The 23,156-nt window shown below is 34.8% G+C and carries 23 protein-coding genes and 5 tRNA genes; 23 read left to right on the top strand and 5 right to left on the bottom strand.

Going from position 1 to position 23,156, the window contains the following annotated elements; genetic code table 11:
• Positions 1-384: 384 nt before the first annotated feature.
• The 6 genes from UCH001_RS12035 (at position 385) to UCH001_RS12060 (ending at position 9,077) form a co-directional block, all read left to right on the top strand.
• Positions 385-3,498 carry a metallophosphoesterase gene (locus UCH001_RS12035; RefSeq protein ID WP_067178177.1) on the top strand — a complete coding sequence of 1,038 codons (3,114 nt, stop codon included), beginning with the start codon at positions 385-387 and terminating at the stop codon, positions 3,496-3,498.
• Positions 3,499-3,610: 112 nt separating this feature from the next.
• Positions 3,611-4,255, top strand: coding sequence for a heteromeric transposase endonuclease subunit TnsA (locus UCH001_RS12040; protein ID WP_067178182.1), 645 nt, complete (start codon positions 3,611-3,613; stop codon positions 4,253-4,255).
• Positions 4,248-6,131 carry a Mu transposase C-terminal domain-containing protein gene (locus UCH001_RS12045; protein WP_067178185.1) on the top strand — a complete coding sequence of 628 codons (1,884 nt, stop codon included), beginning with the start codon at positions 4,248-4,250 and terminating at the stop codon, positions 6,129-6,131. The genes UCH001_RS12040 and UCH001_RS12045 overlap by 8 nt, the downstream gene beginning before the upstream one ends.
• Positions 6,132-6,141: 10 nt before the next feature.
• Positions 6,142-7,035, top strand: a complete 894-nt coding sequence (locus UCH001_RS12050) for a TniB family NTP-binding protein (protein ID WP_067178187.1) — start codon at positions 6,142-6,144, stop codon at positions 7,033-7,035.
• A 26-nt stretch (positions 7,036-7,061) separates the two neighbouring features.
• On the top strand, positions 7,062-7,973 hold the full coding sequence (locus tag UCH001_RS12055; RefSeq protein WP_158508975.1) for a TniQ family protein: 912 nt from the start codon (positions 7,062-7,064) through the stop codon (positions 7,971-7,973).
• A gap of 108 nt (positions 7,974-8,081) precedes the next feature.
• Positions 8,082-9,077, top strand: a complete 996-nt coding sequence (locus UCH001_RS12060; RefSeq protein WP_067178192.1) for a hypothetical protein — start codon at positions 8,082-8,084, stop codon at positions 9,075-9,077.
• Here UCH001_RS12060 and UCH001_RS12065 read toward each other — a convergent pair.
• Entirely contained in the window at positions 9,008-9,439 is a 432-nt protein-coding gene (locus UCH001_RS12065; RefSeq protein WP_067178194.1) for a hypothetical protein, read from the bottom strand. The two genes, UCH001_RS12060 and UCH001_RS12065, sit on opposite strands and share 70 nt — an antisense overlap.
• Before the next feature lie 24 nt (positions 9,440-9,463).
• Positions 9,464-9,700: a hypothetical protein gene (locus UCH001_RS12070; protein ID WP_067178197.1), complete on the bottom strand. Its 237-nt coding sequence runs from the start codon at positions 9,698-9,700 to the stop codon at positions 9,464-9,466.
• Between the two features lie 157 nt (positions 9,701-9,857).
• Here UCH001_RS12070 and UCH001_RS12075 point away from each other — a divergent pair, with 157 nt between their 5' ends.
• From UCH001_RS12075 to UCH001_RS12120, 10 genes are all read left to right on the top strand, one after another.
• Positions 9,858-10,559, top strand: coding sequence for an ATP-binding protein (locus UCH001_RS12075; RefSeq protein ID WP_231963938.1), 702 nt, complete (start codon positions 9,858-9,860; stop codon positions 10,557-10,559).
• A 9-nt stretch (positions 10,560-10,568) separates the two neighbouring features.
• Positions 10,569-11,966 (top strand): bifunctional ADP-dependent NAD(P)H-hydrate dehydratase/NAD(P)H-hydrate epimerase, encoded by a 1,398-nt coding sequence (locus UCH001_RS12080; protein WP_067178200.1) that lies wholly within the window; start codon positions 10,569-10,571, stop codon positions 11,964-11,966.
• On the top strand, positions 11,957-12,544 hold the full coding sequence (gene purN, locus UCH001_RS12085) for a phosphoribosylglycinamide formyltransferase (RefSeq protein WP_067178202.1): 588 nt from the start codon (positions 11,957-11,959) through the stop codon (positions 12,542-12,544). Before UCH001_RS12080 ends, purN begins: the two co-directional genes overlap by 10 nt.
• On the top strand, positions 12,537-13,328 hold the full coding sequence (locus tag UCH001_RS12090) for a thiazole synthase (RefSeq protein WP_067178204.1): 792 nt from the start codon (positions 12,537-12,539) through the stop codon (positions 13,326-13,328). The genes purN and UCH001_RS12090 overlap by 8 nt, the downstream gene beginning before the upstream one ends.
• A gap of 79 nt (positions 13,329-13,407) precedes the next feature.
• A tRNA-Pro gene (locus UCH001_RS12095) sits at positions 13,408-13,485 on the top strand.
• A gap of 34 nt (positions 13,486-13,519) precedes the next feature.
• Positions 13,520-13,596, top strand: a tRNA-His gene (locus UCH001_RS12100).
• 20 nt (positions 13,597-13,616) lie between these two features.
• A tRNA-Arg gene (locus UCH001_RS12105) sits at positions 13,617-13,693 on the top strand.
• Between the two features lie 18 nt (positions 13,694-13,711).
• Positions 13,712-13,788: transfer RNA gene (locus UCH001_RS12110), tRNA-Arg, on the top strand.
• 48 nt (positions 13,789-13,836) lie between these two features.
• Positions 13,837-13,921: transfer RNA gene (locus UCH001_RS12115), tRNA-Leu, on the top strand.
• A 246-nt stretch (positions 13,922-14,167) separates the two neighbouring features.
• Positions 14,168-14,965: a hypothetical protein gene (locus tag UCH001_RS12120; RefSeq protein ID WP_067178206.1), complete on the top strand. Its 798-nt coding sequence runs from the start codon at positions 14,168-14,170 to the stop codon at positions 14,963-14,965.
• A gap of 6 nt (positions 14,966-14,971) precedes the next feature.
• On the opposite strand, the gene UCH001_RS12125 is transcribed toward UCH001_RS12120, so the two are convergent.
• Positions 14,972-16,152, bottom strand: a protein-coding gene (locus tag UCH001_RS12125) for an IS3 family transposase (RefSeq protein ID WP_145973094.1) whose coding sequence is annotated in 2 segments (ribosomal slippage) — positions 14,972-15,864 and positions 15,864-16,152 — 1,182 coding nt in all. Because the reading frame shifts where the segments join, the coding sequence is not laid out codon by codon here.
• Positions 16,153-16,274: 122 nt separating this feature from the next.
• Here UCH001_RS12125 and UCH001_RS12135 point away from each other — a divergent pair.
• The 3 genes from UCH001_RS12135 (at position 16,275) to UCH001_RS12145 (ending at position 18,812) form a co-directional block, all read left to right on the top strand.
• Complete coding sequence (locus UCH001_RS12135; protein WP_067178208.1) at positions 16,275-16,751, top strand: nucleoside 2-deoxyribosyltransferase; 477 nt, start codon at positions 16,275-16,277, stop codon at positions 16,749-16,751.
• A 136-nt stretch (positions 16,752-16,887) separates the two neighbouring features.
• Complete coding sequence (locus UCH001_RS12140) at positions 16,888-18,384, top strand: aldehyde dehydrogenase family protein (RefSeq protein WP_067178210.1); 1,497 nt, start codon at positions 16,888-16,890, stop codon at positions 18,382-18,384.
• A 50-nt stretch (positions 18,385-18,434) separates the two neighbouring features.
• A complete protein-coding gene (locus UCH001_RS12145; protein WP_067178212.1) occupies positions 18,435-18,812 on the top strand; it encodes a DUF779 domain-containing protein in 378 nt (125 codons plus the stop codon).
• Positions 18,813-18,835: 23 nt separating this feature from the next.
• Here UCH001_RS12145 and UCH001_RS12150 read toward each other — a convergent pair whose 3' ends face one another.
• Complete coding sequence (locus UCH001_RS12150; RefSeq protein ID WP_067178214.1) at positions 18,836-19,270, bottom strand: hypothetical protein; 435 nt, start codon at positions 19,268-19,270, stop codon at positions 18,836-18,838.
• A 150-nt stretch (positions 19,271-19,420) separates the two neighbouring features.
• Here UCH001_RS12150 and UCH001_RS12155 point away from each other — a divergent pair, with 150 nt between their 5' ends.
• Positions 19,421-20,344: a phosphoglycerate dehydrogenase gene (locus tag UCH001_RS12155; protein WP_067178216.1), complete on the top strand. Its 924-nt coding sequence runs from the start codon at positions 19,421-19,423 to the stop codon at positions 20,342-20,344.
• 60 nt (positions 20,345-20,404) lie between these two features.
• Positions 20,405-21,664, top strand: coding sequence for a hypothetical protein (locus tag UCH001_RS12160; RefSeq protein WP_067178218.1), 1,260 nt, complete (start codon positions 20,405-20,407; stop codon positions 21,662-21,664).
• On the opposite strand, the gene UCH001_RS12165 is transcribed toward UCH001_RS12160, so the two are convergent.
• Entirely contained in the window at positions 21,661-21,879 is a 219-nt protein-coding gene (locus UCH001_RS12165; RefSeq protein ID WP_067178220.1) for an SHOCT domain-containing protein, read from the bottom strand. The two genes, UCH001_RS12160 and UCH001_RS12165, sit on opposite strands and share 4 nt — an antisense overlap.
• Positions 21,880-22,003: 124 nt before the next feature.
• Between UCH001_RS12165 and UCH001_RS12170 the strand changes: the two genes are divergently transcribed.
• Both UCH001_RS12170 and UCH001_RS12175 read left to right on the top strand, forming a co-directional pair.
• A complete protein-coding gene (locus UCH001_RS12170) occupies positions 22,004-22,273 on the top strand; it encodes a metal-sensing transcriptional repressor (RefSeq protein ID WP_067178222.1) in 270 nt (89 codons plus the stop codon).
• Between the two features lie 11 nt (positions 22,274-22,284).
• Positions 22,285-23,121, top strand: coding sequence for a nickel/cobalt efflux transporter (locus UCH001_RS12175; RefSeq protein ID WP_067178224.1), 837 nt, complete (start codon positions 22,285-22,287; stop codon positions 23,119-23,121).
• The last annotated feature ends 35 nt before the right edge of the window (positions 23,122-23,156 follow it).

Consider the following 23,156-nt stretch of genomic DNA (forward strand, 5'->3'; position numbering starts at 1 on the left):
TTAAAAAGAGTGGGCTATTACAGGTCTCAATAATATATCAAGTTTACTAGAATGATATCGTTATATGCTTTCTTAAATAAAGAAACTTTTCTAATAATGAGAACCTAACTTCTAAAATCAACGAATTTAAAAATAAATGAAAATATTCTAAAAGAGAGGGAGAGATTATCAAAGAAATTGTAGAATAAATATAATTATTTATGTCGAAGTGAGTGGCTAATGCGGACTTTATCTTCAAATTTCTACCAGCTAGATTAAATACTCCACCATGAAATACATTACCTCAAAGTATTGATAAAAGAATTAGTCAAATATGAAGAACTGTACAATTGACAAAGTAAATAAATTGGCATAAAATTAATCTTATTTTTTTAAAGGATAATAATGAAATTAGCTATTCTCCATCTTAGTGATGCACACATTAAAAAAGAAAAGACGAACAATTCATTATTTGAAAAAGAAGAAGCAATTTTTAATGCAATTAAAAATGAAATAACCCATTGTTCAAATTTATTTATTGTTTTTACTGGAGATATTGCATTCACTGGACACAAAGATGAGTATACAATCGCCAATATTTTTTTTCATAATATTAGTAAATTTTTATCGGAATATAACCATTCTATAAAAATAAACTTTGTTTTTGCTCCAGGGAATCACGATTGTAACTTTTCGATAGGACAAACAGTCAGAGATATTGTGATTAAATCAATTTTGGAACATCCATCACAAATAGACCAACATGTTATTGACATTTGTACAGAATCCCAAAAAGATTATTTTGAATTTATTGAAACATTCCATTCAGAAAAAAATATTAATCAGAATATTTCTAATAAGCTTTTAATACGATACGAGTTTAAAATTGATAATTATTCCATATCATTTAATTCTTTTAATACCGCATGGATGTCACAAAAGCAAGAGCAACAAGCAAAAATATTATTTCCACTAAATGCGATTAATCAAGAAAAAATTGTTGAATCACAGGATGATTTAACAATCTCAATTTTCCATCACCCTCAACACTGGTTAACTCATAGTAATTTAAGAAATTTTAAAGAATTTGTAGACTCATGTAGTGATGTCGTTTTGACAGGGCATGAGCATACACAAAGTGCTTCTCAAACTCATAACATTAGCAGCCATAAAAATGTCGAATATATTGAAGGAGGAACACTACAAGATTCGCATGATGCCACTCATAGTAAATTTAACTTATTACTAATAGATCTACAAACAAAAAAACATGATATTTTTATTTTTGAATGGCATAAGTCTATTTATAATAAAATTGCAAATGAAGGTATTGAGTTACCCTTATGTAATAAATCTCTTTTTCAACTTAACGAACTGTACAGCAAAAAAATATCTTCCTTACCACTTAAACTAAACCACCCAAGAAAAGAAAATATAATTCTTGAAGATATTTATATATATCCTGATCTAAGAACATTAGAAATTCACAACAACAATAAAACTGCAAATGCATTTAATAAAATTTCTTCACGAGACTTATTAAAAGAATCCCCTATAAAAAAAGTGATTATTTTTGGTAAAGATAATGCAGGGAAAACGTCATTAGCTCATATGCTTCAAATTAAATTTAAAGAAAAAGGCTTAATACCATTAGTAATAAATGGAAAAGAAATAAAAAAAATCAATAATGATAAAATCATAGAAAATACGCTTACTAAAGCTTTTAAAGAGCAGTATGAAATTAAAAAGAATGAGTTAACTACCTTTCAACAAGAAGATAAAAAAAATATAGTTATTATTTTTGATGATCTTCAATATATAAAATTCAATAATCAAACAAAAGGAGAATTCATTGAGAAATTTGAAAAATTAGGATATACGCAAATAATTGTATTCTCTGATGCTGAATTAGAGTTTGAAGCAACATCAGAAAGTAATCTTGCTAAATCATTGCAGAATTTTTCATATTATCATATATTAGAGTTTGGCCATGTTTTAAGAGATGATTTAATAAGAAAATGGATAATTTTAGGACAAGAAAGAGAACTTGAAAATGATGAAATAGCAGCTATTAGAAGGACTAAGGCCCATGCAATAACACATACGTTGGGTTTAAATTTTATTCCTTCCTATCCTTTTTACTTACTAACATTGTTACAAGCGATGGAGGCAAATGACACAACTGTAGACAAAAGTTCTTATGGTCACTATTATCAATATATGATAATGCAATATCTTACTAATTATGGTGAGCCATTAGAGAATAAGGATTTAAATACAATTTTTGGATATTTATCAATGTTGGCTTTCAAAATGTTCAGTGAAAAAAAATATATTTTGGATCAAATTGAATTAGACGAATACGATTTGTCTTATAAAAAATATATTGGGTATACACCAAAACTTAATCTTCAAAAAAAAATACTTCAATCCCATTTGCTTGTAGAGTCTGATTATGAATACAAATTTTCTCATAAATATCTTTATTACTATTTTGTTGCATACTATTTTTCACAAAACGTAGATGATGAAGGAATTACAACAATAATTGATAATATGACACAAAGGTTGTATAGAGCCGAATTTGCAAATATTCTAATGTTTATTTTTCATTTATCTCCTAAAAAAGATATCCTGGGAATGCTAAATCGAGAAGCAAAAAAAATTTTTGCAGATCTTGAAGAATTTTCATTTACACAAAATGAATTATTAACGATTAACAATTCTATTCATGAAAATATGACAAGTAAACTTGAGGATAGAACATTTGAAGAATCACGAAGAATCGAACTAGAACAAGAAGAAAAAAAGGATGCTTTTATCCATGCAAATCACATTGATGACCAACGAGATGCAAGCCATAATGAAGAAATTCAAAATTTAGATATTTTTGGACAAATAAATTTAGCATGTAAATTAATTGATATCTTGGGAGAAGTTGTAAAAAATTATGCTGGTACGTTAAAATATGAGCCAATATATGAACTCATTCAAAACACCTATGGAATGGGGTTACGAAGTTTAAAAAGAATATTTATTGATGTTGAAGAAAATCACGAATTAATTGTTCGAGAACTTCAAAATTTGATTGACAAAAAAGGTTTTGTAACTACTGATAAAAAAGATGACGCAATTAATAAATTTGTTTTTAATCTTGCTACATCTGTTGCAACAGGCTTTATTAAAAGAATTTCACAAGCTATTGGGGACCCTGAATTAAAATCAATTTATAATAAAATTTCAAAAGAAGACCCCAATAATATTGCCTATAAATTAATTGAGCAGTCAATAAATCTAAATTTTAATGGGGGATTAAATTCACGTAAAATTATTGAATTATACGATTATCTAGATAAAGAAAAGAATTCTTTGACAAGCACAACTCTCAAACATTTAGTTATGGCGCATTTATATAAATTTGATGTATCTGCTGACAAAAAAATGTCAATTTGTAGACAATTGGATATTACCATATCTCCTAAAACTGAATATAGTAAAAAAGTAGGACTTAAAACATGAATTAAGTATATTACAAAATCCGTAGAAAAATAATCAGTGCTAAATGTATATACTTGCTTTTATGATGTTATAACAAATTATTGCATAGTTATGATACTTAAGGATATTTTAGATGCCTGCACGAAAAATACCAAAAAACTACCGCTCATCAACAGGTATATTTCAAAGTTATAAAAACAATCTATCTATCGCTTATGAATCATTGCTTGAGAGAGATTTTTACTTATTACTAGAATTTAATCAAGAGGTTGTCGCTTATGAAGAGCAGCCATTCACTATTCGTTATTTGAGAAATAATGCCACATACAAATATACTCCTGATTGCTTGGTCTATTTTCATGCCAGCAACAAAAAACTACCTTGTGTATTTGAAATAAAATATAGCAGTGAACTTAAAGAAAAAAAAGCTTTTTTTGAAGAAAAATTTAACCAAGTTGAACAATATTTATTGGAAAATGATATGGACTTCAAAATGTTTACAGAATTAGATGTGGATCCTACGTATCTTGCTAATGCAAAATTACTGTACTCCTATGCAAATTTGCAAAACCAACGGCTATTATCATCCATTTTAGAAATCAGCTCAAAATATGGAGAACTTTCACTGAATGCGCTTTTAAATCATATCAGTACAGACCGCTATATACAAGCAGAAAATTTGCCATATATATGGCACCTTGTTTTTCAGAATAAACTCAAAATTGATATGTTTAGTCCAATAAATAACCAAACCATGGTAGGACTTTCCAATGCATAAATTACATTACGATGAAGGTGCACATGTATTTCACAATGAAATTGAGTACGAAATCATCAAAGTCGTTGACCTTGAAACAATTCTTGTAAAGAACATTGAAACACAAGAAAAAGAGCTACTGCCTTTACATGAAGTCTCTAAAAAAAATCCTTCTACTCTTATTGTTACATATAGTGATATTAATGAAATTTCTGAAAAAGATTGGGATGAAGCAAAACGAAGATTAGAAATCATAAAGCCATTTTTAAATACACAAAAAACTAAAACCATCTTAGAAGAGCATGCTAAAAAATTTAATTTACATGTCAGTACTTTATATCGTTGGATTGATGAATATCAGAAATCAGATCTTTTAGTTTCTTTAGTTCCTAAACATAGCTTGAAAGGAGCAAAAGGTTCTATTCGTATTAACGAAGAGACCGAACTCATTACTAAAAAAACGATTGAAGACTTGTATCTATCAAAACAAAAATATTCCGCAAAAAAAACGTACCGTGCCATTGTACAAAGATGTAAAAACGCCAGAATAGATCCACCAAGTGAGAATACTGTTAGATCAAGAATAAAAGATATTTCAGCCAAAGAAAAAATGAAGTACCGTGAAAGTGCAAGACTTGCCGATCGAAAATATCGCAATACGGATGGAATGTTTCCTGCAGGTAAATACCCTTTGGATTTTGTTCAAATTGATCATACACCCATGGACATTATTGTTGTCGATGAAGTTTATGGTAAGCCTATAGGAAGACCTTATCTCACAATAGGTATTGATGTTTATAGCCGTATGATAACAGGCTTTTTTATCAGTTTAGATGAACCTAGTTATTTCTCTGTTGCTCAATGTTTAACACAATCTATCCTACCCAAAGAAAAATATTTAAGAAGTTTGGAAATTCCAGGGAGCTGGAACCTATGGGGAATTCCCAAAACTATTGGACTTGATAATGCAAGTGAATTTAGAGGTAAAGACTTACAAAGAGCTTGTGAATATCATGGTATTGAAATCAATTGGCGACCTGTAGCAAGACCTCAGTTTGGAGGGCATATTGAGCGTCTTATTGGCACTACAATGGGCGAAGTTCATACGTTACCTGGTTCGACATTTTCCAATATACAACAACGAGGAGAATATAAATCAGATAAAGAAGCTACGATGACGCTTTCTGCATTAGAAAAATGGTTTACAGACTACATTGTGAATGTATATCATAAAGAACTGCACAGCGGCATCAAATGTTCTCCTGAAAAAAAATATGAATTTGGGATTTTTGGAAGTGATACAATACTAGGCAGAGGAATCCCCGAGAGAATCCTTGATGAAGATAATCTCAAAATATCTTTTTTGCCAACAGTTGAGAGAAGTATCCAGCAAACAGGTGTTAAAATTGACAATATTCAATATTATGCTGATTCTCTTCGTCGATGGATTAAAGCCAAGAACAAAGACAATAAAGCAAGAAAATTTATTTTTAAAAGAGATCTAAGAGATATCAGCACTATTTGGTTTTATGATCCTGACATTAAAGAGTATTTTCCAATTCCTTACCGAAATATTTCATATCCTCCAATCTCTATATGGGATCTGCGTGCCATTAAAAAATATCTTGATGATCAAAATGTAGTGGACTATGATGAAATGGCTATTTTTACTGCCTATGATAGAATGAAAAAAATTGAAGAAGCATCAGCTTCTACAGTAAAAAGTATTCGCAGAAAACATGTTGCGCAAAAGAATAGAGCCGTTAAACAAAAATTTGACAACCTACCTAAAATAACAACCCAAAAAACTGTAGTACCAATCCCTGAAGAAAATGCTCCTTCTTTGCATAATGTACAAAAAAAAATTGAGCCATTTGAGGACATCGAAATTTTATAAAGGATTATTTTTGCAAAATACGAACCTTCTTCCAGCCGTTCGAGATGTATTGAATTTCTCGAATGAAGAGCGATGCCTTTTTATTCTAAAAGAAAGATGGTTTCCCTATCCCATTGCCAAAAATATACTCAATGAATTAGAATTTCATTTAAAACACCCTAAAAAAAGTAGAATGCCTGGCCGTCTTATCGTTGGAGGCACTAACAATGGTAAAACTTCTATTATTAATAAATTTATTAGAAGTCATCAACCATATGACGATGAAAATGTCAAAATCATTCCTGTCATATCAGCTAAAGCTCCTGAGAGCTCTAGCATATCTGATTTATATGGAGTGCTTTTATATCAATTAGGTATCCCTTACCGAAACACTGATCGAGTGAATAAAAAGCGTGAACAAGTACAAGAGATATTTGCATTATGTCAAATTAAAATGCTCATTATTGATGAATTACATAATATTTTAGTGGCCTCTGTTCCCAAACAAAAAGCATTTATGGTTGCACTAAAAAATTTAAGTAACGAGTTAATGATGCCAATCATATTAGTAGGTACAGCAGATGCTTTGCATGCTATTAACTCAGATGCACAACTTAGTAATCGTTTTTCGCCCTTAGTCCTTCCAAGATGGCAATATACCGATGATTATAAAACATTACTTGCAAGTATTGAAGCGACACTTCCTTTGCACAAAGAATCCAATATAGCTACCTCAGAAGAAATTGCACTCTATATTCTAGACCAATCAGAAGGCTATATTGGTGAAATTATTGATTTCGTCAATTATGCAGCACGCTATGCTATTGAAAATAAAATTGAAAAAATAAATATGGATTCTCTGAAAAACTGTGGGTTTGTAAAACCTTCCATGCGAAAAAATATTGCAAATTTAATTGACATATGATCAGCCATGTCACAAAATTTATTAATTTGAATGATAAAGAATTTGTCATTCATCCTCCTCCTCAACACAATGAGCTTCTGTCTTCATGGCTTGTTAGAGTTGCTAGAGCCAATGATGTTGCAACAACATCTTTCACCAATATGCATTTTAAAGAATTTCAAAAAAATATATTATGGCAAAGAGATTTGGACATCTGGTGTCCAGAAAGCTTATTGGATAAATTAGCGAATAAAAGCCACCTTCCAAAACAGCAAATATTTGACATGACACTTAAAAGCTATGAAGGGAAATTACGGCGCAAAATACATGGAAAAAATCGAACTCATTTTATTCAATCTTTAGGCAATTATGCTCATATTAAACGAAATGGTGGATTACGCTTTTGTCCCTTATGTTTAGCAAATGATTTAATCCCTTACTTTAGGAAAGAGTGGCGATTGTCATTTTATACAGCATGTTTAGAACATAAATGCTTTTTATTAAATAGATGTCCAAATTGTAATTCTCCTTTAACACTTTCTAAAAGTTATCAAGAAAAAGATTTTACATTTTGTTATAAGTGTGGGATGGACCTGAAAAAGATCAATATAATCCAAGAAAAAGATTGTAAACTAGAAGCTATTATTGTATTAATGAAAGTTCTTAACAATGGATGGGGAAATAAACTTGGTCAAACAGTACAATCCATTGAGTATTTTGATTTTTTGAAGCAACTTAATAAAATGATTTACTTATGGGAAAATACAGAAGAGATTTCTGAAAAAATTTTATTTTCTAAGCCACTGATTAAAAGTGCGGGGTATGAGGATTTTTTATCTAGTAGAGAACAACATTCACTTTATTTAGCTTCATATCATTTAATATCTTCTACTAGTAATTTTCAACAATATATTCAAAAAAATAAAATTTATGATTGCTACATATATAAAGATATATAAACAACCAACTTTTTGGAAGGAGCTAATTAAGCTATAATATCAAATTTAAAGTTAGGATTATTGTCGTTTAAACTTTTAATATCATTCTTTATTAAATTTGGAATACCAATGGAAAAAAAACTTAAACATCCTTATGTATATGTCTATGAATTAGAAAGAATTATTTCTCCAGCTAAAGCTCGTTTAGCATTATTAAGCCATATGAACCCCTATGATAGATTTCACTTTTTTTGTAAATATTGCGGCGTTAAATTGGCAGGGAAAGGTATGAAGACACCTCAATTGGGTGAAAAAAGTAAACAACCACACTGTTCAGACTTTAAGAATATCCAACATAAATCCTTTTGCGATAATAGAAGAAGACAAGCACCTAGAGAACGACCAGGTGGTACTCGAACGACTCCTCCACCTCCAGCATCTCTAGATGTTTATATTCCAACACATCTCATTTATACACCCCCTCATTTTGCATATGCTGAAATTGAAGATTTAGCAGCAATTGATTTACTAAATGAAGTACCACACAATGTAGTGCAAAATGCTCCCGATGAAGAATTATCTGATAATGAATATGAGATTTACGCAACATATTGGTTAAAAGAAGTTGTAGATGCATATATATGGCTCAAGATGCAAGTCTTAGAAGAAGATCAGTGGCCTACAATTCAAATGGGAGATTCTACTTTTAATAATAGGTACCAATATCTTTTTAAGACAATTGAACGATCTCACTATTTTATAAATCAAAATAAAATATTTTACGGAACAATAGAGGCTAAATATGTAACTTTTAAAACAGATCAAGAGTATTATTCACTTTTTTCAAAACAAGACATATGGGTTGATTCTATTAAAAAATTTGCACATTTTCACATAAAAATTCCTAAACAAACTTGTCAGAATACAATTTTAGAAACCATACTTGAGGACTTGATTAAGAATAAAAAGAAAAACTTTATTTATAATTATTATTTAACAAACCATTCTCTTGATATTGAGCCTATAGAGATAACTAAAGATCAACATTCTTATTATCAATGCGAATTGGTAATAAATAACCCTTTTTTATTTGTACTTATATGCAATTCTTCAACAGAAGAATAACCTATAATTTTTTGTAAAAATTTTCTTGGTTCAGGTAATTTTATTATAAATGGTTTAGGGTATCGATCATAAGGAGATGTGTTTGCTACAATAAATTCAAATGGCTCTAAATCATCCATTTTTTTACTCACAATCAGAGTTACAAATTGTTTATATTCATAGTCTTTATCCCAATGTTCTGATGTATAGCGAACACATATCTTATTTCCCAAAATATCAACATATTTCAATGTTCCAAATTGCATTTGAATTTCCAGTCCATAGCATGATCCTCCATATATTGAATATATAAGCTTACAGAGTTTTGAATGATACTCTTCTGTAGAGATTTTTTCTTGTTTTTTTGTAATAGTTGTTCTCATTTTTTATCCTCTAATTTTTTTGTTTTAGATACTAAAAATATCTGTATATGGTAAATTTTTATTAGACAAATAGCTGGTTATTTCTTCTTTTGTTAATCCCCTAAATGGATAATGAAAATACATAAATTTTCCTTCCGAAAAAAATGCAGTTTTATACTTCAAATACATCTTGTCCCGTTTCGCAATATACCGAGAACGACATCGTTCAATCATATTTTTAACTCTTTGTTCTTCGGTATTAATATCTTGTTTTCTCGCCATAGCAATCTCCTGTCAATTGTTGTCGTATTTTTTATTGAATTTCACTGTTTGGTCGCATTTTTTATGATGTAAGTTGCAAAATACTTTGAATTTTTTAGTCGAGCTTTTAACTTTTAGCATGGTAAAATAAATCATTAAAGATATGGAGGATATAGCTATGTTGTTACAATATGTAAAAATCAAGCTATTTTCCATATTCGCATCTTTCTTTGCATATGACAGGGGAAGCTCACAAAGTAGAGCGGGTGAAATTGCCCTCGCGCATAATGGCATTTTATTTTTCGACGAATTTCCTAACTTTTCAAAAACGGTTTTAGAAAGTCTAAGAGAGCCTCTAGAAGATCATCGCGTTCTCATCTCACGCGTCAATACAAAAATAAGCTACGCGACTAAATTTCTCTTTGCAGCAGCACAAAACCCTTGTCCTTGTGGTAACCTTTTTAGCCAGACCCATGAATGTCGTTGCAGTGAGGTGGAAATTAACCGTTATAAATCAAAAATTTCTGAACCTATTATGGATAGGATTGATCTTTACATTCAAATGAGTGAAGAACACTCTAAAGAAAAAGGGCTAAGCTCAGAAGAAATGCTCAAACAAGTACTCAAAGCTTTTATCATGCAAAAAAAACGTGGACAAAAAGAACTGAATGGTAAACTTGATGAACATGACACGATGCGTTTTTGTGTACTTGAAACAAAAGCACATGAAAGCTTGGAAATGGCGCAAAACCGTTTGGGTCTTAGTCAGCGCAGTATGCACAAAGTGCTTCGTATAGCACGCTCCATTGCTGATTTGGCACAAAGTGAGCAGATTTTGCAAGAACATCTTTTAGAAGCTCTTAGTTTTCGTAAACGTTAGGAGAGAGCCATGCGTTATGTTTATGAAGAAACCAGTAGTTTGGATGAGCGTTGTTACGCTACATTTGGATTAACCCCTGAGATTTTGATGGAACATGCAGGAGTTGCACTTGCACGTGCTGTAAAAAAGAGGCTTACACGTAAAAAAAGTGCTCTATTTGTATGTGGCATGGGCAATAATGGCGCAGATGGCATTGTTGCAGCACGTATGCTTCATGGTCCTTACACTGTGAGTATCTACATGCCCTATGAACTCAAATCAGGACTTGCAAAACTTCAATTAGAGCGCGCGCAAAAAGTGGGTGTTGTCATCGTCAATGAACTGATTGATGCTGATATTTACGTTGATGCACTCTTTGGTGCAGGGCTCAATCGCCCTTTAGATAAGACAACCTGTCACCTTATTGAAACACTCAATGCCAAAGAAGGCTACAAAATAGCGTGTGATATTCCTAGTGGCATTCTGAGCAATTTAACACTTAGTCCAACCGTTTTTAAAGCTGATGAGACAATAACCATGGGTGCCTTAAAATTAGGGCTTTTCAACGATAATGTCAAAGACAATGTGGGCAAGATCAACGTTGCCAATTTAGGTATTGCACGAAAACAGTATGAAGTTCCAAGCACCACTGTGTTACTTCAAAAGAGTGACCTTAAATTGCCATTTAGAGAACAAAAAAATAGTAATAAAGGCTCGTTCGGACACGTTGCCATTGTTCAAGGCTCTAAAGAAGGAGCTGCACACCTTGCAGGCATGGGAGCATTTCATTTTGGCGCAGGATTAGTAACGCTTGTCGGTGAAAAAAACAAAAAATTGCCTGAGTATTTGATGAGCAGTAGGACTTTGCCTAAAAACGCTAATGTTATCGTGGCAGGAATGGGGCTTGAAATGCCTTTTGATGAAGAAGCCATTACATCACTACTCCTTGGCAATACGTTACCCCTTGTGATTGACGCCTCTTTGTCACATCATCCACTCGTTACGAAAGTCATTACGTCTAAAAAGCCTGTCGTTTTAACGCCACATCCTAAAGAGTTTAGCTCTCTTTTAGAGCTTCTCTGTAAAGAGAAAATTAGCGTTGAAGCGATCCAATCCAACCGCTTTGAACACGCTAAACGCTTTAGCCTTGCATTTCCTCATGTGGTACTTCTTCTCAAAGGTGCCAATACTATCATTGCACACAATAGGCAGCTTTTCATCAACACCTATGGTACACAAGCATTAGCCAAAGGTGGCAGTGGCGATGTCTTAGCTGGGATGATAGGAGCACTTATCGCTCAAGGCTATAGTTTAAAAGATGCAGCCATCCATGCATCATTAGCACATGCACTCGTTTCTCGTAAATTTATGGGCAACAATTTTGCATTCACTCCGATAGATATTTGTAAAGGTCTTAAATGGTTATAAAAAAAATCGCTATTTTATTTAGTGGCACAGGCAGTAATTTAGAAAAATTACTGGCATCTTTGCACAACAAAGTCTTTGAACATTGTAAGATTGAAGTTGCCACAACAATCTGCAATCGCCCCAATGCAGAAGGCATTGAAAAGTCACGAAATTACGGCATTGAGCCAGTCATTATCGATCATACACGTTATGAAAGTCGTGAAGCCTTCGATAAAGCCCTTGTAGAGGCCATTCATAACAGTGGCGCTGAGCTGACTGTCCTTGCAGGATTTATGCGCTTTTTAACTCCTTATTTCACAAAACATGTTAAAGCCATCAATTTACATCCTTCACTCCTTCCCCTTTTTAAGGGCGGCAATGCTATAAAGGAAAGCTTTGATTCACCCATGAAAGTTGCTGGCATCAGTGTGCATTATGTCAGCGAAGAGCTGGACGGTGGTGAGATCATCGCACAACGCTGTTTTGAAAAAAATTCAGAGATGAGTTTTGAAGATTTTGAAGAAAAAATCCATGCTTTAGAGCATGAGCTCCTACCTGAAACCGTTAAAAATTTACTCAATAGGAACGAAAATGAATGACATCCTCAAAGTAGGTAATATCGAATTTGCAAGCCGCTTAATCGTTGGTAGCGGTAAATATCCTGATTTTCAAACCACAAAAGATGCAACTTTAGCCAGTGGTTCAAAGCTCATTACTGTGGCTGTTCGCCGTGTTAACATCACCAATCCTCATGAAGAAAACTTGATGGACTATTTCAAAGGTACAGACATAAAACTGCTTCCAAATTCCGCTGGTTGTACGACTGCAGATGACGCCATTACCCTTTTTAGAATGGTGAGAGAAGCAACAGGTTTAGATCTTATCAAACTAGAAGTTATCGGCGATACTGCAAAAACACTCTATCCCGATGTTATGGAAACGCTGAAAGCCTGTGAAATCTTAGCACGAGATGGATTTACCATCATGACGTATACCAATGACGATCCTATTATGGCAAAACGACTTGAAAATGCAGGAAGTGCCGCTGTTATGCCTTTAGCATCACCTATTGGCAGTGGGCTGGGTATTCAAAATCGTTACAACGTTCTTTTTATTAAAGAAGCTGTTAATATCCCTGTCATTGTAGATGCAGGTATTGGCTGTGCCAGTGATGCAGCTATAGCTATGGAAATTGGTGCCGATGGCGTTTTGACGAATACAGCTATTGCACAAGCTAAAAACCCTATCTTAATGGCAGAAGCTATGAAATATGCGGTCCTTGCTGGACGTGCAAGTTATCTTGCTGGACGCATCACAAAGAAACCATTTGCAACAGCAAGTTCCCCAACAGAAGGACTTATAGAGTTCCAATCAAAAGCCTAAAAAACTTTTCCTTGACAAAAGGCTGGAATTTGGCTAGAATTTCAGCCTTAAAAAGACAAACTTAGGTTTTTTTAAATGTCGGGGCGTAGCGCAGTCTGGTCAGCGCACCTGGTTTGGGACCAGGGGGTCGAAGGTTCGAATCCTTTCGCCCCGACCACTTTTTCCAAAAACTATTTTGAATTTATTATATGGTGAGTGTAGCTCAGTCGGTTAGAGCATCAGGTTGTGGTTCTGAGGGTCGTGGGTTCGATCCCCATCACTCACCCCATTGTTTTTGGAGCGGCTTATGCGCTCGTAGCTCAATTGGATAGAGCAACGGACTTCGGATCCGTAGGTTGTAGGTTCGACTCCTGTCGAGCGCACCACCCAAAACCGAAACTGATGCGCTCTTAGCTCAGCTGGATAGAGCAACGCCCTTCTAAGGCGTAGGTCACACGTTCGAATCGTGTAGGGCGTACCACCCTTTTAAGACGGAGCTTCAGCTTCGCAAACTTTACTACTGTTATGTGCGGATATGGTGAAATTGGTAGACACGCCAGACTTAGGATCTGGTGCCGAGAGGCGTGGGAGTTCGAGTCTCTTTATCCGCACCATCCCTATTTTAGGGACTTTCAAACAAAAAATCGAAAAACATTTTTCTTCAAAAATCTCAAAAGTACACATTAGGGTACACATTAAAAATTGGATAATATTTGCTGCTATAAAATCTTCTAATAGATCTCTAATTAATTACTTTTCTATTATAACGGCAAATATTATCAAGCACTACTCACATTTAATGCATTTGCCATCATTCTTATCGTAAAATATATTTCAAACCAGTTGAGGCTAAAATATAAATGTCTAAATATGAAGAAAATGATTCTGAAAACTTATTATTAGATATATCCCAAAAGCTATCTCAGAATTTTTTTGAGTATATAAATTCCCATGACTATAATAAATTTATTTCCACAGTAGTACTTGAGATTTATCAAAATACAAAATTAATAAATTCAGGGGAAGATATAGAAGTTAACTTTTTTGGTTTGAATAATCAAAAATCTTTGATTTTAGATATTTTCGAAAACATGATGAAGAAAAGTTCACATAGATATGATTTTAATATAACTGATCCACAAGACAAGCAACTTCTTTTGGATGCATTAAATCAAATATCCGTACAATTACAATATAATGACTTTAATTTTCCTTCGGAAAAAGATTATTCCAATATTATCAATGATTTCAAATCTCAAAAGATAAATGATAATCAAATAAGTTCAAACAATTATAATTTTATGTACGAACAATCCTTTAGAAATTACAGCAGGCTCACAAATCAAGAATTTAACTTAGACATAAGACATACTGCAATTTATAATGAAATTACATCATTAGGTCTCGCTGTTTGGAGAGATTGTAAAAATTCTACTTTATATTTTCGAGTAAAGCCATTTGAAGATAAACAAAAAACTGATAAAGCAAAATTATCTAACTATCTTTCTAACCTCTTACAAAAAAACATTGAAATTTATGATAGCACATATGAAATTCAATTTCCAGAAGCCAACTCTAGCTATTTAATTGTATCTTTAATGCCTATGGTTAAAATGGAAGTATTTGATCTGTCAACACTTTATGATACACAGAAATAAATATGTCTAGGCACTCATATCGTTTTGTAACAGTTTATTTTCAAAATCCACTGGTGACAAATAACCATTACTAGAGTGCAACCTCTGTCTATTATAAAACACTTCGATATATTCAAATATAGCTTGATTTGCTTGGCTCCTTGTTTCAAATTTCATATGGTGCGTAAGTTCTGTTTTTAAAGAATGAAAGAAACTCTCGGCAACAGCATTATCATAACAATTTCCCTTAGCACTCATACTTTGGACGATGCCATATTCTTTAAGCATGGCTTTATGGGCATCGGAAGCATATTGACTGCCACGATCGGTATGCCAGATGACACCCTGCGGAGGATTGCGTTTTTTAAGCGCCATAAAAAGCGCATCGTTGACAAGTGTTGCACTCATATGTGCATCCATAGACCAACCAATAACTCTTCTTGAATATAAATCAATGACGACAGCTAAATAGAGCCATCCTTCTTGTGTCGGGATATAGGTTATATCACCTACATACATTTGATTAGGAACTGAGGCATAAAAATCTTGTTGAATTCGATTAGGGGCAATAGCATAGGTATGATTGGAGTTGGTGGTAAGAACTCTAAAACGACGTTTATTGCGACAACTTAGCCCAAGTTTTTTCATAATCCTTGCAATACGTCTACGAGAGACGATCAATCCATAGAGTTGTTCAAGTCTCTTTTTCATTCGGCGTGTGCCGTACGTTTGATAAGTGCTAAGAAAAATATCTTGAATCATGGTGTTTAATACCATATCTTCTTGCCTCTCTATTCGAAGCCATCGATAATAACAGTTACGAGAAACCTCTAATAAATGGCACATGTGCGCAATATTGAATTCATTACGATGCTCTTTAATCCAGGCGTACTTCAATGAGCTTCTTTCGCGAAGAACGCCGCTGCCTTTTTTAAAATATCTCTCTCTATCTTCAACTTTGAGTTCTCTTTACGCAGTCGTCGATTCTCCTCTTCAAGACTTTCTTTGGGTGAACTATTGGTAGTTCGGTTCGGTAATTCAGAAATTAAGTGATGCTTTTTCCTATAGTCTCGTAGCCACGCATACAGTGTTTTATCACTCATCCCTAAATCTTGTGCTATTTGATAGGCTGATTTTTCACTATTGAGGGCTAATTGTATTGTTGAGTTTTTAAACTCTTGAGTATATTTCTGAGCTTTGTTGACCATATTATCAATCCTTCCTTATTATGTAGAAATCTTATCATTTCTGTGTCCTAATAAGTGTAGCCAGATCAGAGATCGCTGAAACATCTGAGTATCTCACACACTAACTCGTATTTGGAAATATTATGCAAAAAATTTATCTCGCTGGTCCAGAAGTCTTTTTACCCAATGCACTAGAAATAGGCGCTTCTCATAAACTTCTTTGTCAAAAGTATGGCTATGAAGGGCTATTTCCGCTCGACAACACTATCTCAGGGAACAACCCAGCAGATGTTGCAACCGCTATTCGCCTTGCCAATCAAACGATGATATACGAATGCGACATCGTCATCGCCAATCTCTCGCCCTTTCGTGGTCCTGAGCCTGACAGCGGTACGGTTTGGGAAGTAGGTTTTGCACAAGGTTTGAACAAGCAGGTTCTAGCCTATTCTACTGATCTTCGAACCCTAAAAGAAAAAACACAATCCATTTTAAATTTAGGTGATGCTTCTCGTGACACTACAGGTATGGCTATTGAAGATTTTGGGTTAACACACAATCTGATGTTTTCGCATATTGTCGTAGCTTCCAGCTTTGAAGAGTGTTTAAAGTACCTAAAATAGGACTTTTAAACAACATTAATCCAATCTAAAAAAAATAGTTAAACTCCTCTTTGTCTTAGTTGTTAAAGCATGCTGCACTAGAGTTTCTAAAGAGATACTTTTTATCTTAAATAACTCTAACTAGAAAGGTGCAAAAATGGCATATTCTAAACCAACGTATAAATCTCGTTATGAAAATTTTATTGGCGGTGAGTGGGTTCCACCTTTGAGTGGTGAATATTTTGACAATCTTTCCCCCGTGGATGGCGAACTTTTAACCAAGATTCCAAGATCATCTACAGCAGATGTTGATGCCGCTGTTGCTGCGGCAAAAAAAGCCTTTGAATCTTACAAACATTCTTCCGTCATTGAGCGAAGTACGCTTCTTAATAAAATTGCCGATAAAATCGAAGCAAATTTAGAAAAACTCGCGATTGCTGAAACACTCGACAATGGTAAAGCCGTACGCGAAACACTTAATGCTGACATTCCTTTAGTGATTGATCATTTTCGCTATTTTGCTTCTGTCATCCGAAGTGAAGCAGGAAGTGTGGCAGATCTTGATGAAAATACCATCTCACAAGAAATTTATGAACCTCTCGGCGTTGTAGCTCAAATCATCCCTTGGAACTTCCCTCTTTTGATGGCAGCATGGAAAATCGCTCCTGCCATTGCCGCTGGTAACTGCGTGGTCATCAAACCAGCCAGTGCAACACCAATGTCTATTTTACTCTTGATGGAAATCATTCAAGATGTCCTTCCAAAGGGCGTTGTCAACGTCATCAATGGCGCAGGTGGAAAGATTGGTAAACACCTCTCTACACACCCAGACATCAAAAAAGTAGGTTTTACAGGAGAGACGACCACGGGTCAGCTCATCATGCAGTACGCGACCGAAAACATCATCCCTTCTACTTTGGAACTCGGTGGTAAATCACCAAATATCTTCTTTGAGTCCATCATGGAAAAAGACGATGAATTTTTTGATAAAGCCATTGAAGGACTCGTTCTCTTTGCATTTAACAGCGGTGAAGTCTGCACATGCCCTTCACGTGCACTCATTCAAGAGTCTATCTACGAGCCGTTTATGAAACGTGTTTTAGAAAGAGTCAAAGCCATCACGCAAGAAAATCCACTTGATCCAGCAACCAAAATGGGAGCACAAGCCTCAGTCAATCAGAAAGAGAAAATTTTGGACTACATTCGCATCGGTAAAGAAGAAGGAGCGGAGTGTTTGATTGGTGGAGAAGAGTATAAAAACAAAACCTTCCCAAAAGGAAACTACATCAAACCGACCATCTTCAAAGGGCATAACAAAATGCGTATCTTCCAAGAAGAGATTTTTGGACCTGTGCTGTGTGTCACAACCTTTAAAGATGAAAATGAGGCTCTTGCCATCGCAAATGACACCATTTATGGTCTAGGCTCAGGCGTTTGGTCACGAGATGCGCATCAACTTCATAAAATGTCTCGAGGCATCGAAGCGGGACGTGTATGGGTTAACTGCTACCATCTCTATCCATCGCATGCCTCTTTTGGTGGCTATAAAAAATCAGGCATTGGACGAGAAACACACATGATGATGCTCAATGCGTATCGCCATACGAAAAACATTTTGACGTCATTCAATAAAAATAAACTCGGATTTTTCTAAACTGTAAAAGCATGGGCTAAAACCCATGCTCCTTACGCAAAGGAGCTAAAATGAGCATCCATCGTCTTATCGCAACGCCTGAGGCTCTAAAAGTCATTGAAATGCTCAAAAATGAATACGGTGAACTTGTTTTTAACCAAAGTGGAGGCTGTTGTGATGGTACAGCACCGATGTGCTATGAGAAAAAAGATTTTCATGTTCCTTCACGCAATGTCAAAATGGGAGAAGTGGGAGGGTGCGAATTTTTCATCGACCCTGAACAGTTTGAATACTTTCGCTACTCTCAAATCATTTTAGATGTCAAAGAAGAAAAAGCGGCATTTGGCAACTCTTTTTCACTCGAAATTGATGAGGGTTACCAATTTATAACACGTTCTCGTATTTTTAGTGATGAAGAAAATAGACAATTGAGTGAACAAGAGAAGTGAGTAGTCACTTCTCTTGTCGTGTATTACAGTTTGTCTTTAAAATCAATCGCAGTAACGTTTAGATTATCCAGTGTAATAACCGTTAGAAGATCTGGTTTTTTGGGGAAGTACGCAAGATCTTTTTCATTCTCTAAAAGCCCTATAGAATAGTTGTATTTTTTAAATTTTGGCATCATAAACATGCTCATAACCATACTAGGAACTGATGTCGCATCCATAATATAGAGCGCATTATTATCAGTCAGATAATTTGGGTTTGCTTCTAAGAAAGCCTTCATACTATCACCATGAGATTTTGTATAAGCGATAATAATTTGTTTTGTAGCCGGTGTAATATTTACATTTTTTTCAAACTGGTCTTTGATAGCAGGAGCTTGGATGGGAGCGCCCATTTTCAGTGCTTCAGCAAAGAGAGAAAAAGGTAAAAGTAACATCATTGCAAATAGAAGTTGTTTCATAGAATTCCTTTGTTAATAATTATTATCCTATTCTAGCTTTTCTAAGTAAATAGAGTTTTAACAAAAATAAATCAATTTGATAAGCCAAGATTGAAGAAAGAATGTTATACTTTTTTTCAATAGTCGCTTCATCCCTCAAAAGGAATTTTTATGAAAATTGCTGTCATCTCTCCACTTTTTTCTCGCTCTGCCCAGCTTATGAAAGAACTCACATCTTTTTTTCCTGATGTCAAACACAATGCCGATAATACGCTTAAAACAAAAGCCGATATCATCGCTTTTTTACACGATATCGACATTGCTATCGTTGGACGTGAAGAGATAGACGATGAAATTCTAAGTGCTTGTCCAAAACTCAAAATGCTCTCTCGTTATGGCGTTGGACTGGATAATTTAGACCTTGAAGCGATGAAACAAAGAGGTGTAGAGCTTGGTTGGACGGGTGGAACCAATAGTAATTCCGTCGCAGAAATCACGCTTAGCCTAATGCTCTCTCTCATTCGAAATTTACATATTGCTACCACACTTTTAAAACAGCACATCTGGAAGGTCAACGGCGGAAGTGAACTGACAGGTAAAACTATCGGACTGTTTGGATTTGGGCATATTGCTAAACGAGTTGTTGAACTTTTAGCACCATTTCACTGCACCATTCTTGTTTGCAACCGTACACACAACGAAGAAGAAGCTCTAAAATACGGCATTACGTATGCAAGTAAAGAACGTATTTTGGAAGAAGCCGATATTATTTCAATTCATTTACCACTCACACCTGAGAGTAAAAATCTTTTTTCAACCTCAGAATTTAAAGCTATGAAAAAAAGTGCATTTATCATCAATACGGCACGTGGCGGCATTATCGATGAAGAAGCACTCAAAACTGCGCTCAAAACTGGAGAAATCGCAGGTGCTGGACTGGAAGCTTTCTTAGAAGAGCCTACACATGACTGGGAACTCATCGACCTTCCCAATTTAGTCTGTACGCCTCATCTTGGCGGGAACTCAAAAGAAAGTATTTTAGCGATGGGATACAGCTGTATAGAACACCTTAAAACATTTTGTGCCAAAAAGTAGTCATTACTATTTTATTTATTTTAGATACAATAAGATCGATTTTGCGTTAATAGGGAAGTTATGGAAGAGTCATCATTCAGTCAAGCTGAAAAAATCATTGAAAATTTTTTACGAGAATTTGAACCAAAAGAGTATGTCTATTTAGATGTTTTATACCGTTTTGAAGAAGAGGATCTTTCAGAAATCCTGACGGCACTCCACGGGTGTAGGCTTCCAAAGAAGTACCACACCTACAAAGATGTCATCCATGAGAAATTTGCTAAAAAACTCTCTTTGAGCAATAATGATCTTTTTTTGTATATCGAAGATATCATCTACATCAAGCTCTTTTTCCAAGTAGAAGCACCTGAAAATAGTCCCGATAGAAGAGCATGTGGTCTTCCAAAAGAGGCACTAGAAACCTATAAAAAGAAGTTTTTTCCACATCACGAGTACAAAGAGCGTATGCTAACACTTCTTGAGGCTGCGATGGACAGTACTTTAAACATTAAGAAAATAAACCCATCCGAATTTCGTTCTCTTTTCATTCCAGTTCTCGTCAATATCGCTGATATTGTGGTCATCGAGTACAGTGAGTTAGAAGATTTGCGTGAAGTTAGAGGTCTTAGTTACTATATTTTACGTGAAATGTTTGAAGTCATGATGCTTAAAATCTCTGAAGATATTTTATTTCACTTCTCCAATCAAGAGAAAAAAGCGATCGACTTTTTAAGTCACTTTGGCATTCATGAGACTATCGATGCAAAAGGCAATCGTTATAAACCAAACCCTATTTTGGATGAAAGTAATCGTGCATGGAACATGACAACCATTCGCTCCACCATGATTCAGCACAAAAAATCCAAACAGACACTTTATGACAAGCGCAATGACCTTATCTCTATTAAAAAGAAGTTAGAAGCGTATCGAAATGAACAAAAAGAGCTCGTAAAGCATATTGAAAAAGAGCATAAAGCTGTTGAAGAAGCCGATGAAAAGTTAGATCATATTCATCAAACACTTGATAGACTCGAATATACCGATGCAAAAGAGGTTAAGTTCTTAGAAGACGGTGAAGAGAAGTTGTTTGAACGCAAAAGCTTAATTACACAACTGTTTAGAAAAGAAGACTCTCTTATCAAACAAAAAGCAAAACTGCATAAATCTATCAAAGAGCTAGAACTTGCCCTTTCCAACAAACAAAAAGAGATCTATGTTTGGGAGAAAAAACTCTCTGAAGCAGAAAAATCACTGGCTAACCTTGAATCACAAGGTCACCCGATTGATGCTCAGTATGAGAGGATTCAGCGAGCACTCGCCAAAACACTCTCACAACGTTAAGCGCTCAATTTTTCTTTGATTTTTTCAAACGTTACCTCATCGATTTCGCCGCGAGCAAAACGCTTGCGTGCGATTTCAAGCGCATCGTCTTCTTTTGGCTCAGAGTAGCACGATCTACCACCTCGCATCAATACGAAGAGAATAACACAGATAATAGGGAAGAGTATCAACCATGGCATGAAAAATCCATGCCCCATCCATTGATTTACATACATCGTTCACTCCTTAATATCACATGGCATTATTGTAGCCCTTTTATGTGAACAATCTGTTAATTAATTCAGTTTTTTAACATTATATTTGAGCTACAATATCCTACCCCATAGGATAGGATATGAAATGTCTCAACATCTCTCCCATATCGATGTACTTAAACGACTTAAAAGAGCGAGTGGTCACCTTCAAAGTATTATGACGATGATTGAGAAAGAACGTAACTGCTCTGAGATAGCCCAACAGCTTCATGCTGTTGAAAAAGCTATCGCAAATGCAAAAAAATTACTCATTCATGACCATATCGATCACTGCCTCGATAGTGCTGCTAAGCAAGGTACACTCAGTTCTGATGAAGTCATCAAAGAATTTAAACAAATCACAAAATATTTATAACAAGGTAAAGTATGACAGATATCGCTTCGATTATTCAAAACAATGCGTCCAATGCATGGCTCTTTCTCCCAAGTGCCATTCTTTTAGGTGCATTACATGGATTAGAGCCAGGACACTCTAAAACGATGATGGCAGCATTTATTATCGCCATTAAGGGAACAATTAAACAGTCTATCATGCTAGGTCTTGCTGCAACCATTTCTCATACAGCAGTGGTTTGGGTTATTACTCTTTTGGGAATGACATTTGGTGCACGCTTTGCAAGTGAAGCAGTAGAGCCTTACCTAGAAGTTGTATCCGGATGTATTATGATTGGTATTGCACTGTGGACACTATGGCAGACCCGTAAAAATGAATCTGCCTGCCTCACACATTCTCACGCCCATGATCATCATTCACATGATCATGATCACGGTGAACATCATCATCACCATACCAAAGAAGAGATTATTTTTGAGGAACTTGGAAGTTGTAACGACCCACACGAGCTGGCCCATGCTAAAGATATTAAAAAGCGCTTTTCAAACAAAGAAGTTACAAACTGGCAGATTTTACTTTTTGGATTGACGGGAGGACTGATTCCTTGCCCTGCATCGATCACAGTGCTTCTTATTTGTTTACAATTCAAACAATTCACACTGGGTGTTGCGCTTGTACTCGCTTTTAGCGTAGGATTAGCACTTACATTGGTTTTATCAGGAGTGATTGCAGCACTTAGTATGCATCACCTCTCTAAAAGATGGAATGGCTTTGGAGCAATTGCGCAAAAAGCTCCCTATGTATCAGGTAGCCTTATATTGCTCGTTGGTTTGTATATAGGCTATCAAGGGTTACATCATCTTCTTTAAACTCTAATTGTATGTAAGGAATTCCTTACATACAA

The organism is Sulfurospirillum sp. UCH001, assembly GCF_001548035.1.
GTDB lineage: Bacteria > Campylobacterota > Campylobacteria > Campylobacterales > Sulfurospirillaceae > Sulfurospirillum.